The following is a 16,259-nucleotide window of genomic DNA, read 5'->3' on the forward strand; positions in this document are numbered from 1 at the left end:
TTTTAATGGTTGATGGTCGCGTTATCTTCGGTGCCTTCGCGCGGGTTAATTCGCCGTTGATCGATCCGATCAACAACGTCGACGCGATGCGAGATTCCAATGATCGCCTGCCGAACATGCGAGGCATGGCGGCGCAAGAACATCTCGATGAAGGCCGAGGGCGATACCACACTGCATGGCGCCACGGCGACCGCTGATCGCATCGACGTCAAGACCGGCGGCACGCTGACGATCGAGTCGTTGCAGGACATCGCCGAGAGCATGTCCAGGAACAGCCAGGTGGGTGGCCGCGTGCAGGTGTCGTTCGGTACCGCGTGGAATGCCGACGGGTATGCGAGCGCAGGCAAGGCCAGCGGCAGCTATCAGGGTGTCGGCCAGCAGAGCGGCCTGTTCGCCGGCAATGGCGGCTACCACTTCGATGCCGGCCACGTGAACCTGGTGGGCGGGGCGATTGCCAGCACTAATGCGGGCAACAGTGAACTGACTGCGGACTCGCTGACGTTCACCGACCTGCAGAACCACATGGACTACGCAGCCAGCTCCGGCAGCATCAGTGGCGGTGCGGGCGGGCAGATGGATGGCTGGGCGCCCAAGCCGGGAACGGCCGCACCGCGAGGTGGTCCGGGCCTGCCGATGATGGAAAAGGGCAGCGACAGCAGCTCCACCCTTGCCACCTTGACCGAGGGCAACATCACCATCGGTGGCAAGCAGACGTCGGCGGCCGAGCTGGGCATCAACACCGACGCCAGTGGAGCGCATCGTGCGTTGGATGCATTGCCGGATGCGAACAAGTTGCTGGCTGACCAGCAGGCGATGGCAGCTGCGGCGGGAACGGTGATGGCCACCAGCCAGCAGATTGCCTGGGATATTGGCAGTGCGGATGCGAAAAAGATCACGGACAAGTATCGGGAGCCGATGAGTCCCGAAGAGAGACGGGCGTTCGACGCGCTTCTTCCCGATGAGCAGTTCAAGCGCCTTGTCGCGTTCGATGCATCCTACCCCGATGCGCTGGTGACCCAGCAGAAGTGGGCCCCTGATGGCGTCTATGGTCGCGCGCTCGGCGCAGTGACCAGCGCGTTGGTCGGTGGTGTTGAAGGACAGGGACTGGGTCAGCTGGGTTCCAATGCGCTGGCGCCGTATGCGGCTGAACTGATCGGCAAGACGTTTGACCCGAACAAGCAGAGTGCTGTGCCTAGCGAGGCCATGCAGATGCTGTCGCACGCGCTGCTGGGCGCGCTGTTGGCTGAGGCCAATGGTGGCAAGGCGGGGAGTGGGGCGTTGGCTGCCGGTGGTGGTGAGCTTGCGGCGAAGGTTCTGACGGACACCTTGTTCGGCGGCAACCCCGCGAATCTCAGCCCGCAGCAAAGGGAGGCAGTTCTGGCGCTTTCACAAGCGGTGGGAGCGCTGGCGGGTGGGCTGTCGGGGCAGGATCTGGCTGGGATCGCGTTGAATGCGGGGATTGCCAAGAATTCGGTTGAGAACAACTGGCTTAGTAAGCAGGAAATCGCACTCATGGAGTCCGAGCGGGCTGCGTGCGGTGGAAAGGGGGGGGGATGTCCAAGCCTGTAAGGACTCTGTTACTCGTGCGTATGACGAGCTGAACGCAGAGCGCGATCGCGAATTGCTTGCGCATGGTGCCGCTGTTGAGCTGAGTATGCGGTCCTATCCAGCAACTTCAGAAGACGACTGGAAGCGCGAGTTTGCGGCGCGGATCGACGTCTACTGGCAGCAGCAGTATCCAGGTATTCCAGTGCAGGACCGAGTAGCTGGAACTACACCTGGAGCCGATGCTGCTTACGCGTTCAGGGAAATACAAAGGCAGATGCTAGCAGGCAGCATGCAGGCACTTTTATCCATTTCCAACAAGGGGCCCAGCGCATGGTTCATGGACAAGATGGCCAAGGACGCGGAGGCACTTCGCGACGGGATGTTGGGCCAATTCAACGCTGCAAGCGGGTTGATTACTTCCAAGTATCCATCGATCGAGATTCAGTCGATGCTGGATCAAGCATCGGTAATGACGAAGGTCGAGGAGACTCAAGCATATCTGGCCCTGGTTGCAAGATCAGGGAATCAATTGGCTGGGATTCTCCGGGTCAAAGGCGGCTCTCTTTCAAAGGTTGTGGACGGCGGAACCTTGGAAGGGAAGCCGTTCATGCCGCGAGATTCTGTGAAGGTGAGTGCGGCACACAGTGTGGACACAATTGGAGCGAAGACCTGGTTTGGTGACGGTAGCGCCAATACGCCAAAGTCCATCGTAAAAGGGGGGCATGATATTGCCAAGGACGTAAATGATCTGAACTCAGGGAAAGGTGTTTTGCTCCCAAATGGCGACGTCCTTGTGCCCTCGGGCCGCATCTGGGGTACTCATCCTGATAGAGCCTCGATGTTCCCAAAGGAGGGGCCGGGAATTGTTCAGTTGTCACGGGCAGAATTCCGTGTTTACACGGACATGGTGCGAGATGGAGGTCTCCGGGGCGGATCAGAGAAGGCTCTTGAGGGTATGATCTCAGCGGGGAACGCAGGAGTGAACGCGACTTCTAGGTCGAGGTTGCTGGAACTCTACAATTCGCGTGGCTCGGGTAAATAAATTGAGGTGATATGTGGATTCCTTTCAGTTTTCGATTGAGCGCTATTTGAGCTTTGATGATGTTCGCAAGGTGCTGTCGGAGTCGTTGGGCGTGCCGCAATCGAATGTGTTCGATTCTGATGAGTATTGGGATCACGCGCAGATCAAGGATTCGGTGGGGATATGGGTTATGCATGATGACGGTCAGTTCAAAACCATCGTCAATGCCTACAGTGGCTTGAATTTAAACGATGAGGAGCTCGGGCGTCTGGCCATTCGAATGGCGCCGAAGTTCGATTCTGGGGTTCTTATTGGAGATCACTTCAGTGATGTCCCTGATCTGGAGGGGCGGTTTGTTGTTTGCTATCCGGATGGGAGTTTACGGTTTGGGTACGAAGTGGAGGGGGTTATTGAGTTCTTTGAATGACTGATCGCTTGCGTTCCGCGCTCCCCGATTTGCCCAGGGCAACTTGCCGCATGCGATTGTCACGAGAGTAATATCGGCGGGCGGGTTCTCTGGGATACCAATCAAGGTTCTCGTCCGGCATTGTCAGCGGATCCGAATAAGCCAACGCTGATTTCAGATTTGGTGGCTCCTGGTCATCCCAATTCAAATATGAGCAATGCTCATGCTGAGATAGGATTGATTCAGCAGGCTTTCGAGGCTGGCCTTGCAGAGGGGCGGGATATGAGTATTGTCGTTCGGGGGAAGCCGGTTTGTGATTTTTGCATGTCGCATATAGGTTTGGCTGCAGAGCGTTCTGGCTTGAATAGTGTCAGGGTGTTGGATACTTCTAGTGGTAAAATTCATCTCTGGACTAGAGGAAAGGGGTGGGGCTGGTGATGCAGGAAGGTCTTGAATTTGGTTGTGCCTTCGAGGTCGAGATTCTTGTCGGCCGCAGTAGGCCTCATGCCGAGGTGACAGAGGGGCCTGTCTGGAGCAGGGTGGAGTCCGGAATTAGAGAGGTTTTCGCAAAAGGAGGGCGTGTCAGATTGCGCCTGCTGGAGCCTCTTGGGGGCTACATCCGGAAACTAAGTATGGATGCAAATCCTGGAAACTATAGGCTGGTTGCATTCACTTCCTCAAAGGATTTGAAGTTTGAGATTCTGGAGTGGTGGGAATCCGGAGGCGCTGGGCATAGGGGGTTTGTAAGATTTGACGATGACTTGTGGGATGCTAGAAAAGTGAGTCGTGATATCGATGTTGCGTTGGTTTTGTTTAGGGAGTTTTATGACAACGGGGACCTTTCGGATGGGGTTTCTAGCTTCAGGTCGCCCTGGGATCCGAAGCAATAGGGTGGACTTAATTGTTTCATGATATAAAGTTAATGGTTTATTTTTCTAGTTTTGAGGTGGTCAAATCTGGCGTAATTTATGGGGCGAAAGGCGTGATTGGGTGGTGGAGTCGCCGAAGGCTGTCGCTGATTGCGTGCCCGGCTCTTTGATGAGGTTGAGGGGGCAGTTGAAGGTTATGTAATGCGGTCGGCTGGTGTGGATGAAATGGGCAATCTTCGCGTCATTAAGGGTGAGGGTGAGGTTTGTGTGGTTCAGTGGCAAAGCGGCTTGATAGTTCGTCTGCTGGCGTTTTCATCCGCTGCGGGAAAGGCTGGTCCGAAATGCACAGTGGGTGTCGTTCATCCATCGAATAGTAATGGCGGTGTGGTGGGGATGAGGTTCAAGTGACCGAAGGGTATGCTAATTGTGTCGTGGAGCACTCTTTTGGGTATTCCATGGTGTCAATGTGGCAGGCGCTAAATGGTGCTCTGGCGGGATCTTCTGTCGATTTTGCCGCGCAGCGAGATATTTTTCTCGATATTATTTTTGATATTCTGGAGTCTGGAAACGCGAAATTGGCGTCTGATGGTCGGCTTTTAGGTGGTTCAAATCTAGAGCAGGTCGAGCTTCTTCGGATGGCTTGGCCGTCGACCAGGGAAGAGTTGGAATCTGACCTGTGCCTTTGGTTCCTGATTGCAGCTCCTGCAGGAATTGTATGGGTTCTTGATAATGGTGAGCATTGTTGGACGTGAATGAGCATCGGTGTGAATTCCATTGAGTGGAATGCGCCGATTGTTCCTGGTGTATCGATGGCAGCTATACCGTTACATGCGGCATACGATGATCTGGATACGGTTATCGCTGCATATCTGATTGACGCGGATGCTCGGTTGTACAGGTTTGAGGGCGGGCCTGATCTTCGTCTGGAAAGGTATGGTCCTGACGAGCATGGAAATGGCGGGCTCCTGTTCTCCCTGCGCGACGGTGAGTGCGATGGTTATATGGATGCGCTCGATCAGGGGCGGGGTTGTGCGGGCGATCAAGGTTTATGCACTGGGGATGTCGGGGGATGTCGTTGCACGTAAGTCCTACCGTGGACTTGCAGCAGGTTCAGTTGGCATTGGAAGTCTGGTTTCAGATTTTCTTGGTTTCACCGAGTTGCATTTCGATGAAGCAGAGGAGTGGTTATGTAGCGGAGGTGATTACGGAGTCCTCGAAATTTCCGGTTGGGGTGTGCCGATCGAGGATGAGCCGGAGCAGGTAGTGACTGCAATCTGCGTCGTGGCTTGACAGTGTTTCTAGTCGTTACATTGAGTTCGAGTGAGGCTGCGCTGAGTACGGCAGGGTGGGGCTCAATGGCCGGGATGCTACGTGAGAATCCGTCTTGAGTGATTTCGTGTCGAGTTTGGATGAAGAAAAGTGAGAGCGAGGATTGAACCCACCTTCGGCAGCGCCGTCGGTGAAGCGGTGCAGAGTACAGATGCAACCTCAGACGGGTTGAGCGAGAAGGAAGCACTGGCGATCGTGGTAGGTGACAGGTTCCGCGCCTATCTCCGTCACTGGAGGCTGTACGAAGCAAGCGGCAGGGCGCCAAGGCGATGGAACTGGCCGGCATTCCTGTTCTCGTCACTCTGGTTCTTCTTCCGGCGCATGCATGCGTGGGGCGCGATCTGGTTCATCCTTTCGCCGTTGCTGATGACCACCTTCGTGCTGCTGGGGCTGCCATGGTTGTCCTTGCTCTCTTTCCTGGTGTTTCGCGTACTTGCAGGAATCCTGGCGAATCCGCTGTACCTGTCGCATTGCCGAAGGATTGTCCGCAAGGTTGATGCCGAGCATCGCGGGGCACATCGGCGGCACCTTGAGCTGCAGAAGGCTGGTGGTGTCAGCTACACCGCTCTGGTGATCGCCTTGGCGGTAACGGCCTCACAGAACACCCTGATCAAACTGATCGTTGGTTCGATATCAGAGCCAACGCCCACGCAGTCTGCTGTGCACGTGGCGGCGAACCCGCCGTATCTGCCGGACCCGCAGATGGAGGAAGCAGAGCGGGTGGCGTACCAGGAGCAAATGCGTGCGATCGCAATGACGGCGTGGCCAGCAGGTGTCCCCATCGAGGGCAATGCCTGCGTTGTCGAACTGCGTTTGGCGCCACCAGGACTCGTGCTGGAGGCGAATGCTCTGGAGCCCTGCACGTTGAGCGAGGAGCAGCGCGAGATGATGCTGGGCGAGATCAGGCGCACGGACTTCACGATCGAGGGGAAGATGCGGTTCTTCAACAGGCATACCCTCATCGGCTTGCGCAGGTAATGAGCATTTCGCTGTTTCTGGAAGTCGAAGCCGGTGCCGATCTGGGGGCCGTACTGCACGCCCTGGATTCGATCCAGGCCGAGTACTCCGACGGTACTGACTGTACTGACGGTTTGCGTGGATATCTTCCAGCGTCCAACACCGGCTTCGGGTTCGGCATCGTCGACCCGCCGGAGGCACTCGCAGCGGAAGGGATTGAAGCCGAGTGGCAGGTGGGCCTGCTGGGCTCGTTTCATTTCCGCGCGAGCGGGTTTGAACGTGCCTGGGAGGAAATCTGCCGCTTCATCAAGCGTTACGCCGCGACGTGCGAGTTCCGGTTTGTGCTCTCCTTCCAGTTCGAGAGCGTCTATGCGGCAAGGCTCGGGAAGGCTCTGGTCTTCCCGGGGCCTGTTGCCCTGTAATGCCAGATAGCGGGGCGGCAGGCCCCGGCCTTATCCTATTCTCGGTACACGTGGCGATATGCCTTCTGGATATAACGCCCTCGTGGGTCGCCCGCTTTCACACCTGTCTGCACAGTTCCAGAGTTTTGGATCGATATAATAATATCGCCCTATCAAGTTTCCCTTGCCTGCGCCGCCATCGATCATACGGCCATGATCAAGGGAATTGAGATGCTCGCCTTACGCAACCTCCGAGTGGGATCCCGGCTGGGTGCCGGGTTCGGTTTGCTGCTGCTGTTCATCGTGGCCATCGTCGGCCTGGCGCTGTACGGAAACCATCTGAAGTCTGCCCAGTTCTCGAAAGTGGTGGACGTCAACATGGTGAAGATGCGGCTGTTGAACGAGATGCTGGATACCAACAACGCAGTGTTGATGCACCGCAGGCTGATGGTGATCAAGCGCGGCGAGGACTTCGACAAGGATTATCAGAAAGCGCAGGAGCTGTCGCAGACCTACGATGGTATCTGGGCCAAGTACATCAAGATTCCACGCGACGCCACCGGCGATGCCCTGGTTGCGAAAATCGACGCGGCACGCAAGGCGACAGACGCCTCCACCCAGCATCTGCACGAGCGCATGAAGGCGGGTGATTTTGACGGTGCGGCCAAGGAACTGCTCGCCGAGCACGGACTGGCTACCGCATGGAACGAGACGATCTCGACCCTGCTGCGGCATCAGGAGACACTGACCGCGCGCAGCCGCGAGGAATACCGTTCAACCGAATCCTGGACCGGCACGCTGTCGATCGTGTTCGGCGTGCTGAGCCTGATACTGGGCTCGCTGGCCGCGTGGGCCATCACCCGCAGCCTGACCCGCCCGCTGGAAGGTGCGGTGAAGCTGGCCGACGGCATCGCCAACGGGCGGCTGGACAACAGCATCGACGCGTCCGGCAACGATGAGGTGACGCAGCTGCTCAGGTCGATGCAGCACATGCAGGCGCAGTTGCAGTCGGTGATGGCGGCGCAGGGCGAGTTGGCCCGTCAGCACGATGCAGGCAGCCTCAGCTATCGCATGGACGAAGGTGCCTTCCCCGGCGACTACGGGCGCATGGTGCACGAGACGAATGCGCTGGTCGGCTCGCACGTGCAAGTGCAGAACCGGCTGATCGAAGTGATGAAGCATTACGCCCGTGGCGACCTGTCGGTGGACATGGATCCGCTGCCGGGCGAGAAGGCGGCGATCACCCAGGCAATGGACGAGACCAAGACCAGCCTGTCGGCGATCAACAGCGAGATCCGCCGGTTGGCGACAGCGGCCGCGGCAGGCGACTTCAGCCTGCGCGGTGACGAAGGTCGCTTCGCCTACGATTTCCGCGACATGGTGGCCGGGCTCAATCGTCTGATGCAGACCACCGACGAGAACCTGGTACAGGTGTCGACGCTGCTGCAGGCGATTTCGCGCGGTGACCTCACCGTACGCATGCAAGGTGATTTCCACGGCGTGTTCGCCCGCATGCGCGATGACTGCAACGCCACCGTCGATCAGCTCAAGCAGATTGTCGGCCGCATCCAGTCCAGTGCGTCCAGCATCAACCTGGCAGCGGGCGAGATTGCCTCGGGCAACACCGATCTGTCGCGGCGTACCGAGCAGCAGGCGGCGAACCTGGAAGAGACGGCGGCGTCGATGGAGGAACTGACCTCCACCGTGAAGCAGAACGCCGAGCATGCACGCCAGGCCAACCAGCTCGCGATCGGCGCGCACGGTGTCGCCTCGCAGGGCGGCGAGGTGGTCGGCCAGGTGGTCACCACGATGTCGGCCATCGAAGCCTCGTCGAAGAAGATCGCCGAGATCATCAGCGTCATCGACGGCATCGCCTTCCAGACCAACATCCTGGCCTTGAACGCGGCGGTGGAAGCCGCGCGTGCCGGCGAGCAGGGCAGGGGCTTTGCGGTGGTGGCCAGTGAGGTGCGCACACTGGCGCAACGCTCAGCCGGCGCGGCCAAGGAGATCAAGGGCCTGATCGAGGATTCGGTCGGCAAGGTCGCCGATGGATCGGCGCTGGTCCGCCAGGCAGGCACTACGATGGGTGAGATCGTGGCGTCGGTGCAGCGCGTGACCGACATCATGGCCGAGATCTCTGCCGCGTCGCAGGAGCAGAGCTCGGGCATCGAACAGGTCAACCAGGCGGTGGTGCAGATGGACGAAACCACGCAGCAGAATGCGGCGCTGGTGGAAGAAGCCAGCGCGGCGGCACGCTCCATGGCGGAGCAGGCCACCCTGCTGGCCGAGGCGGTATCGGTGTTCCGCACCGGTGCGGCAACCGCGGCTGCACCCGTGCGTCCGGCCCTGGCTGCGGTGGCCGCGACGGTTACTCCGGTGCGCAGGCCGCCGGCACTGTCGCCGCGCATCGAGCCGACACTGGCGGCCAATGCCGGTGGTTGGGAAGAGTTCTAGAACGTGGCACGCCGGTAGGGAGACGGCGCCCATCACGACGGCTGATCGTGATGGGCGCGGATTTTCTTCCTGAACGCGCTATGGCCGATGAGGTGGCGGACACGCGCATTTCACTTCCGGTTGCCAACCGCAGGAGGAGACTTGTGCCATACCGGAACTCAGGAGATGGCCATGAAGACCTCGACCCGATTGCTTGTGCTGGGCACCCTGCTGGCGGCTTCGTCGGTGGCCGGCGCGCAGACGTATGGCCCGCGCGATGAGGGACGCAAGTTCAACGACGGCAGCCGCGTGGTCTGCAAGAACGTGGAAGTGCAGCGCAACTCGCGCGATCCGAACCGCATTGCGGGTACGGCCACGGGCGCAGTGATCGGCGGCCTGCTGGGCAACCAGGTGGGCGGCGGCAATGGCAAGAAGCTCGCTACCGTGGCCGGTGCTGTGGCCGGTGGCGCGGCCGGTCGCCAGATCCAGGGCAACAGCCAGCAGAAGAACGGCGACCGCGTGGTCGAGCGCCGTTGCGAGCGCGTCTATCGTTGATCGGTTGCCGGCAGCGCCCGTTCCCCCTTACACATCGCAGTACTCGAACGCCGGCCCCGCGCCGGCGTTCTTCGTTCCGGACCTGTATCGCTGACTCCGGCGTCGTGCCTATACTGCGCCGACTCAGCGGATGAATGTCCAGTGAACGAATCGGCTCCAGCTCCCCAACCGGCACCGCTCGCAAGGCACGACCCGATACCGGAAGCGACTGCCCATCCCCATCGGGTGCGTGATCGCACCGATGAACTCGAGCTCTTCATTTCGGGCCTGCTGGCGTTCGCGCTGCTGGCTGTGCCGGGTTATCTGTTCGACGCCTGGGCGCGCAGCAGCCTGCACACCGAAGGCATGTACTTCCAGATGCTCTGGTTCGGTTTCAGCATCAGTGTCGGCATGTGCTATGTGCTGGCACTGGCTTTGATCATCCACCTCACGGTGCGCGGCTACTGGATCGGGCTGATCGGCCTCAGGTCGCATTTCCCCGATGGCATTGACTGGGGGCGCCTGCCAAGAATGGGGGCGGTCACGCGCGCCTTCCTGCAGGCCCGGGACGGAGGCCTAGATGGCAGCATCGAACGTGCCGACCGGCTGGCGACGATGCTGTTCTCGACCACCCTGCTTGCCGTACAGACATTGGCGGGCACGCTGGTATTGGCCGTCCTGACGCTTGGTGTGTCGATGGTGATCGGCGCGCTGTCCGGTGGCGCCGATCATGTCGCCATGCTCGCCCTGTGCACCGTGCTGGCCGCAATGTTGGCGCTGGCTGTTACCCCCGGGATCCTGGAGAAGATCGTGGCGCGGCGGCAGGCGCGCGGGCGGCCCCATGAGCGACCGCAGCGACTGCTGCAGGGCATGCTGGCGGCACTGCAACGGGTTCCGCTGTTGCGCCTGATGCAGACCATGCAGCTGACCATGCAGAGCAACCTGCGCTCGCGCTCGTTCATGGCGGCCTACCTGTTCGCGGTGCTGGTAGCGATGCTGCTGGCGGCCGTGCAGGTGATGGCGTCGTTGAAGTTCTCGCTGTTCAACCGTTACCAGATCGTCACGGAAGCGGCGGTTGAGCACGGCATGCTGAGTGCGCATTACGAATCGATGCGTTCGGCGCATGACCAGCTGCTGCCGTACCCGATGATCCCGTCGGACACGATCAGCGGTGCGCAGCTTCGTTTGTTCATTCCGCATCGCCCGCAACGCGACAATCCGCTGGCGCGCCAGCATTGCACCGCACTTCCGGACGCGCGCAATGAGGCCACCGGGCAACAGGCCGCCAATGCCGCAGTGGAGTGCCTTTCCCGGCTCTGGCTGGTGAAGCTGGACGGCACCCCGGTCGACCTGCATGACTTCGTGCCCATGGAGCGGCGTGACCTGGATATGCGGGGCCTGGTGGGGTACCTGCCTACCCGGGGACTCGCACCCGGACGCCATGACCTGGAGCTGGTGTGGAATGCTGCAGGCGGCGAGCGGGGGGCCGGACGGCGCCGCGCGTTCCGCATCCCGTTCTGGTACGCCCCGGACCCCTGAACCTTGGATCAAAGCGGCCATGCCGCGCCGCTTGAACAGGCCGCTTACGACTTAATTCCCTCCGTCCCCTTTTTGGCGAGGAGGCGCCAGGAGGCGAGGCTGCCGTAGAGCAGCAGCAGGACGGTGAGGGTGATCAGTTCGTGGCTGACGTCGGCCAGGCGGGCGTCCATCTGGTTCAGGCGCACCATCAGATTGATGCCCGAGGTGGTCGGCAGCAGCTGTGCCAGCCAGACCAGCGGTTGCGGCGTCATCACCGCCGGCCACGACAGGTTGGCCAGGAAAAACAGCGGGATGGAGGTGGCGATGATGTACTGGAAGGCGCGCTCGCGGGTGCGGAAGAAGCTGCCGACGAACAGGCCGAAGGCCACGGTGGTGGCGATGAACAAGGTGCCGCCCAGCAGCTGGCCCATCGGGTTGCCGCCGCGCGGATAGTCCTGCACCCAGGCAGTGAAACCGGCGTACCAGAACAGGCCGAACAGGCCGATCAGGCCGAAGCCCAACGCCATGCCGGCCAGCGTCGGCAGGTCGAAGCGCAGGCGCCGGCCGAGCGCGAGGCGGCGGCCGCCGAGCAGAACGCCGATGCCCATCAACAGCGTCTGGTGCACGATCAGCTCGGCCACGCCGGGCACGATGGCGCTGCCATAGCCTTCCTGCGTGTTGTACAGCGGGCGCTGCACCAGGGTGACCGGCGGTGCCTGCGGCGCACCCATGAAGGCGGCCTGGCCGACCACCGCATCACGCCCGAACGCACCCAGCGCATCAGCTACGCTGCCCAGCACCCAGCTGGCGCGGCCCAGGTAGGCACCGTTGCCAAGCAATACCAGCTTGGCCGGATGGCCGCGCAGGATGTCGCGCTCCAGGTTGGCCGGGATCACGACGATGCCTTCGGCGTGGCCGGCTTCGAGCTGCTCGCGTGCGCTGTCGACGTCCGCCGGTTGCCCGACCACGCGCGCAACGCGCAGTGCGTCGAGCTTGCGCAGCAGCTCGCGGCTGGTCGCGCTATGGTCTTCATCCACCACCAGCACCGGCAGGTTGCCGGCCACCTGGTGCCGGTAGGCGGCTGGATAGAAGAACGAATACAGGATCACCGCACCGACCATCACCACGATCGCGTAGCGGTCGCACAGCACCGCCATCAGGGTCTGCCGCAGGCTGCGCCAGAGCATGCTCATGCGTCAGCCCCTGCGGATTGTGCGGCGGCAGGCGTGCGTGCAAAGGCGATCAGGCGCAGGCCGCCGATGCCACCGGCCACCACCGTCATCAACAGCAGCGCAGCCAGCGGCCATGCCGAAACCTGCAGCGGCGAGCCGATGAACTGCTGCTGGGTCTGCAGCTTGATGTAGGCGCTCAATGGCAGCAGCTGGTGCCAGACGCGGGTAAACAACGGCCCGTCCAGCACCGGGAAGGTAGCGCTGGAGAACGCCAGTGCGGTGCCGATGCTCAGACCGACCGCAGACAACGCGGTGCCCATGTCGCGGGTGACGCCGACGAAGAACAGCGCGTAGGCGGCCGTGGCCAGGTAGAACAACGGCTGCGCGAGCAGCAGCAGAAGCACGCTGCCGGCCACACCATCGCCGCGCAGCCACGCCAGGTAGCCGATGCCGAGCGCGCCATACAGCGAGAACAGCAGGAGGTACGGCGCGACCTTGCCGGCAATCGCCGACCACGGCGTGCGAGCCAGCCAGGCGGGCAGGGTGCCATCGCGGATCTCGCGGCCGAGGCTGCCGGCCACCGCAAGTGCCAGTACCAGTGACAGCACCGCCGGGAAGATCAGTGGCAGCAGGAACAGTTCGTAGCTGCGCGCCGGGTTGTAGAGGATGTCAGACTGCACCGCGATCGGCGCCGCGCGCAGCTTGCCCGGGCCGACCTGCAGGCCGATGCGGTCGCGCAGCAGGCGTGCGCTCCATGCGGAAACCGCATCGCCGATGTCGCGCGACGCTGACTGGCCGGTGGTCATGTAGGTGGCGTTGTAATAGGCGAACACCGTGCCCTGGCGCCCACGCAGCGCCTGCCGGGTGACATCGCGCGGCACCAGCACGATGGCGAACACGTCCAGGCTGCGCAGCTGCGAACGTGCCTCCTCCAGGTCCGCTGGCTGGCTGGCGACGCGTACGCCGGGACTGGCGTCGAGCATGCGCAGCAGCAGGCGGCTGTCACTGCTGTGGTCAAGGTCGACCACAGCAATCGGGATATCGCGCATCACCGACGGCGTGAACATCCATGCCATCACGACCAGCATCAGCAGTGGCAGCAAGGTGACCAGCAGCAGGTCGGCACGGTTGCCGCGCAGCGACTGCAGCTCGCGCCGCCACGAAGCGGCGAAGCCGTTGCGGTCCGGGCTCAGTGCTGGGGCCATGCGAACAGCACGCTCATGCCGGGGCGGAAGCCCTCGATGCGGCGTACCGGGCGCACCCGCACCTCGAAGCTGCGGACGTCATAGCCGGACGACTGGCGGGTGGTACGCCAGGTTGCGTAGTCGCCGGCCGGATTGATGAAGTAGACCTCGAACTCGCCATCCAGGCCCAGCGCCGGCACGCTTCCCTGCAGCTTGCTGCCGACCTTCAGTCCCTGCATCTGCGATTCGCGCAGGTTCATCGCCACCCACATGCGGTCGATGTCGACCAGGGTGAACACCGGATAGCCGGCCGGCACCAGCTCGCCCGGATCGGCCATGCGCTTGTTGATCTCGCCCGCCACCGGCGCGCGTCCTTCCACTTCGGCTCGCGCGGCGTTGACCTCGGCCACCGCGCCCTGCGCCTGCTGTACCTGGCCCTGCGCGGCGCGCTTGTCCTGCTCGCGGGCGCCGGCCAATGCCATGTCGTACTGCGCGCGGGCGGCGCGGGCCAGTTCGCGCGAACTGGTGGCCTGGGCATGCGCTTCATCGCGCTTCTGCCGGGTCATCACCCCTTCGTTGAACAGGTTCTGCACGCGCCGGTAGGTGGCTTCGGCCAGTGTCGCGCCGGCTTCGGCGCGCTTCCAGTTCGCTTCGGCGGTGCGGATGTCTTCGCTGCGCGCGCCTTCGTCGGCCTTGTCGGCCACCGCCTGCGCAGCCGCCAATGCGCCGTGCGCCTGCTGTTCCTTGGCAGCCACTTCGGGGCTGTCGAGCAGGAACAGCACCTGCCCGGGCTGCACGCGATCGCCCTCGCGCACCTTCAGCTCGGCCACGCGCGCGGTGATCTTGGCAGCCACGTTGATGGTGTCCGCATCGGCCATGCCCTGGATCTGGTCGGCCGGGCTACGCCAGGCCAGCCACAGGCCCAGCACCACCGCGACCAGCAGGACCATCAGCAGGATCGGTCCCAGCCGTCGCTTGCCGGGGGGCGTCGTCGAATCGTCGTGCAGCACATCACTCATGGTCGATCACCTCGTCCGCACGCCGCCGGAATTCTTCGAAACGGTCCATCTGTCCACTGATCTCCAGCAACTGTGCCAGCGCAATGTCGTATTGGTAGGCGGCCTGTGCGCGCTCGACACGGGCGCCGCCCAGGCCGAGCCGCGCATCGATCACATCCAGCGAGGTGGCCTGGCCTTCGCGGAATGCCAGCTCCTGCAGGCGCAGGTTTTCCTGTGCCTGGGCGATGCTGCTGTCGAGCAGCACGAACTGCTGGCGCGCGGTTTCCAGTTCGTTCCAGGCCTTGCGCACGCCCAGTGCGACCTGGTTCTCGGCCTCGCGCAGGCCTGCTTCGGCCTGCTCCTGCTGCGCACGCGCGGCGCTGATCTGCGCCGGCCGCGAGTTCGGCGACAGGAAGGTGTACTTCAGGCCGATGCCGAACGCCCAGTCCGGGTCGGTCAGCATCTCGTCGCGGCGACGGAAGTCGTACTGGCCGAAGGCGAAGATCTGCGGCTTCAGCTTGGCCTGCTGCACGCGCAAGCCCTGTTCGGCCTGCGCCACCATCGCCCGCAAGCGCGCGATCTGCGGCTGGCGCGCCTGCGCCGTGCGCTCGAAGCTGGCCACCGGTTCCAGCGGCACGCGCTGCACGAACAGCGGCGACACCGGCTGCACTTCGCCACCACTGCGCAGCAGCGTGGCCAGCGCGGCCTTCAGCGTAGCCAGATCGTTCACCGTCTTCTGGTATTCGCGCTCGGCCTTGTCGCGGGCCACGGTGGCCTGCAGGCGCTGGGCGCGGGTGGCAAAGCCCTCGCGTTCCAGCTTTTCTGCATCGGACAGGTGGCGGTTGAGGCCGTCGCGCACGTCGCGGCGCACGTCCACCGCCTGCTCGGCCAGGCGCTGGCCGAAGTAGGCTTGGGCCAGCTGCACGGTCAATGATTGGCGCTGCGCCTCGCGCTCGGCGTTGGCCTGCTCATGGGCGGCGCTGGCCGCACGTTGCGCGGCCGGGATCACGCCGCCGGTGTACAGCGGCAGCACCGCGGTCACTACCGGGCGTGTACGCCAGTCGCGCTCGGTGAACGACAGCGGCGAATCGATACCGAAGGCTTCAGCCACGGGCGCCAGCGAGCCCAGGGGCAGGGTAAGGGTCTTCTGGAACTGCAGGCGGCGCACTTCGCCGGTGATCTCCGGCAGGCGCAGCAGGCGCGTGGCGTCCTCCAGATCCTGCTTGTTGCGTACCGCTGCATCAGCGGCCGCCAGCGCATCGGAGACCTGCTCCAGGCGTTGGCGTGCCTGTTCCCAGTCCAATGCGGGGGCGTCGGTGTTGTTCTGCGCGGACGCAGCGGTTGGCAGGCAGGTCGCCAGCACCAGCGCCAGCGCGGCCTTCGCGCGGTGCATCCTTGTACGTCGGCCGATCACGCCCATGCCGTCCCAGTGGTAAAGAAGTGCGCAAACGGTAGTGCGCGCGGCGTGAAGCCCGAGTCTGCGGTCATCGGATTGTCCTCAACGAAGGGTGCCGCTGGCTGCAGTGCGCAGCGCCTGGGTGATGTGCTGCAGCGTGCTTGAGCGCACGGCGGCATGTTGCCAGTACAGCGGCACATCCAGCCAGCGGCGGGGTTCCAGTACCACCACGCGGCCGGCGCGCACGGCGGGCGCGACCAGGGTTTCCGGGGCCATGCCCCAACCGAGTCCGCACGCGGCGGCTTCGACGAAACCGGTGGAAGAGGGCAGGTAGTGTAGCGGCGGCTGCAGTCGCGCGCGGGTCAGGCGCCGCACGAAGCGCCATTGCAGTTCATCCTTGCGGTTGAACACCAGCATCGGTGCGCGCGCCAGGGCCGCGGCCTGCATGCCATCGTTGAAGTATTGGCGGGCGAAGCCGGGCGAAGCGATCGCG

At 62.7% G+C, this 16,259-nt stretch carries 17 protein-coding genes; 12 read left to right on the plus strand and 5 right to left on the minus strand.

Annotated elements, in window-relative coordinates; genetic code table 11:
- Positions 1-5: 5 nt before the first annotated feature.
- The 12 genes from AB839_RS21900 to AB839_RS09570 all read left to right on the plus strand — a co-directional run bounded on the left by AB839_RS21900 (position 6) and on the right by AB839_RS09570 (position 11,037).
- Complete coding sequence (locus AB839_RS21900) at positions 6-197, plus strand: hypothetical protein (RefSeq protein ID WP_241776762.1); 192 nt, start codon at positions 6-8, stop codon at positions 195-197.
- Positions 148-1,569 (plus strand): VENN motif pre-toxin domain-containing protein, encoded by a 1,422-nt coding sequence (locus tag AB839_RS21905; RefSeq protein WP_061479160.1) that lies wholly within the window; start codon positions 148-150, stop codon positions 1,567-1,569. Before AB839_RS21900 ends, AB839_RS21905 begins: the two co-directional genes overlap by 50 nt.
- An 85-nt stretch (positions 1,570-1,654) precedes the next feature.
- A complete protein-coding gene (locus tag AB839_RS21910; RefSeq protein ID WP_241776763.1) occupies positions 1,655-2,590 on the plus strand; it encodes a hypothetical protein in 936 nt (311 codons plus the stop codon).
- 13 nt (positions 2,591-2,603) lie between these two features.
- A complete protein-coding gene (locus AB839_RS09540; RefSeq protein WP_061479162.1) occupies positions 2,604-2,996 on the plus strand; it encodes a hypothetical protein in 393 nt (130 codons plus the stop codon).
- A gap of 416 nt (positions 2,997-3,412) precedes the next feature.
- Positions 3,413-3,865: a hypothetical protein gene (locus tag AB839_RS21535; RefSeq protein WP_154350422.1), complete on the plus strand. Its 453-nt coding sequence runs from the start codon at positions 3,413-3,415 to the stop codon at positions 3,863-3,865.
- A gap of 383 nt (positions 3,866-4,248) precedes the next feature.
- The gene (locus AB839_RS21115) at positions 4,249-4,596 is read left to right on the plus strand and encodes a DUF596 domain-containing protein (RefSeq protein ID WP_241776764.1); all 348 of its coding nucleotides are present in this window, start codon (positions 4,249-4,251) and stop codon (positions 4,594-4,596) included.
- Between the two features lie 121 nt (positions 4,597-4,717).
- Positions 4,718-5,134, plus strand: coding sequence for a hypothetical protein (locus AB839_RS21120; RefSeq protein WP_241776765.1), 417 nt, complete (start codon positions 4,718-4,720; stop codon positions 5,132-5,134).
- Between the two features lie 207 nt (positions 5,135-5,341).
- On the plus strand, positions 5,342-6,151 hold the full coding sequence (locus AB839_RS09550; protein ID WP_241776766.1) for a DUF2628 domain-containing protein: 810 nt from the start codon (positions 5,342-5,344) through the stop codon (positions 6,149-6,151).
- Positions 6,151-6,552 carry a hypothetical protein gene (locus tag AB839_RS09555; protein WP_061479165.1) on the plus strand — a complete coding sequence of 134 codons (402 nt, stop codon included), beginning with the start codon at positions 6,151-6,153 and terminating at the stop codon, positions 6,550-6,552. Before AB839_RS09550 ends, AB839_RS09555 begins: the two co-directional genes overlap by 1 nt.
- A 210-nt stretch (positions 6,553-6,762) precedes the next feature.
- The gene (locus AB839_RS09560; RefSeq protein ID WP_061479166.1) at positions 6,763-8,985 is read left to right on the plus strand and encodes a methyl-accepting chemotaxis protein; all 2,223 of its coding nucleotides are present in this window, start codon (positions 6,763-6,765) and stop codon (positions 8,983-8,985) included.
- A 165-nt stretch (positions 8,986-9,150) separates the two neighbouring features.
- The gene (locus AB839_RS09565; protein WP_005415760.1) at positions 9,151-9,519 is read left to right on the plus strand and encodes a glycine zipper 2TM domain-containing protein; all 369 of its coding nucleotides are present in this window, start codon (positions 9,151-9,153) and stop codon (positions 9,517-9,519) included.
- A gap of 225 nt (positions 9,520-9,744) precedes the next feature.
- Positions 9,745-11,037 (plus strand): hypothetical protein, encoded by a 1,293-nt coding sequence (locus AB839_RS09570; RefSeq protein WP_197467677.1) that lies wholly within the window; start codon positions 9,745-9,747, stop codon positions 11,035-11,037.
- A 44-nt stretch (positions 11,038-11,081) separates the two neighbouring features.
- On the opposite strand, the gene AB839_RS09575 is transcribed toward AB839_RS09570, so the two are convergent.
- The 5 genes from AB839_RS09575 to AB839_RS09595 form a co-directional block, all read right to left on the minus strand.
- On the minus strand, positions 11,082-12,209 hold the full coding sequence (locus AB839_RS09575; RefSeq protein WP_061479168.1) for an ABC transporter permease: 1,128 nt from the start codon (positions 12,207-12,209) through the stop codon (positions 11,082-11,084).
- Complete coding sequence (locus AB839_RS09580) at positions 12,206-13,393, minus strand: ABC transporter permease (RefSeq protein WP_061479169.1); 1,188 nt, start codon at positions 13,391-13,393, stop codon at positions 12,206-12,208. Before AB839_RS09580 ends, AB839_RS09575 begins: the two co-directional genes overlap by 4 nt.
- Positions 13,378-14,391, minus strand: coding sequence for an efflux RND transporter periplasmic adaptor subunit (locus AB839_RS09585; RefSeq protein WP_061479170.1), 1,014 nt, complete (start codon positions 14,389-14,391; stop codon positions 13,378-13,380). Before AB839_RS09585 ends, AB839_RS09580 begins: the two co-directional genes overlap by 16 nt.
- Positions 14,384-15,790 carry a TolC family protein gene (locus AB839_RS09590; RefSeq protein ID WP_061479171.1) on the minus strand — a complete coding sequence of 469 codons (1,407 nt, stop codon included), beginning with the start codon at positions 15,788-15,790 and terminating at the stop codon, positions 14,384-14,386. The genes AB839_RS09585 and AB839_RS09590 overlap by 8 nt, the downstream gene beginning before the upstream one ends.
- 78 nt (positions 15,791-15,868) lie before the next feature.
- Positions 15,869-16,259, minus strand: a 391-nt coding sequence (locus tag AB839_RS09595; RefSeq protein WP_241776767.1) for a LysR substrate-binding domain-containing protein, incomplete at its 5' end; no start/stop codon positions are given.

Source organism: Stenotrophomonas sp. DDT-1, assembly GCF_001580555.1.
GTDB classification, from domain to species: domain Bacteria; phylum Pseudomonadota; class Gammaproteobacteria; order Xanthomonadales; family Xanthomonadaceae; genus Stenotrophomonas; species Stenotrophomonas sepilia.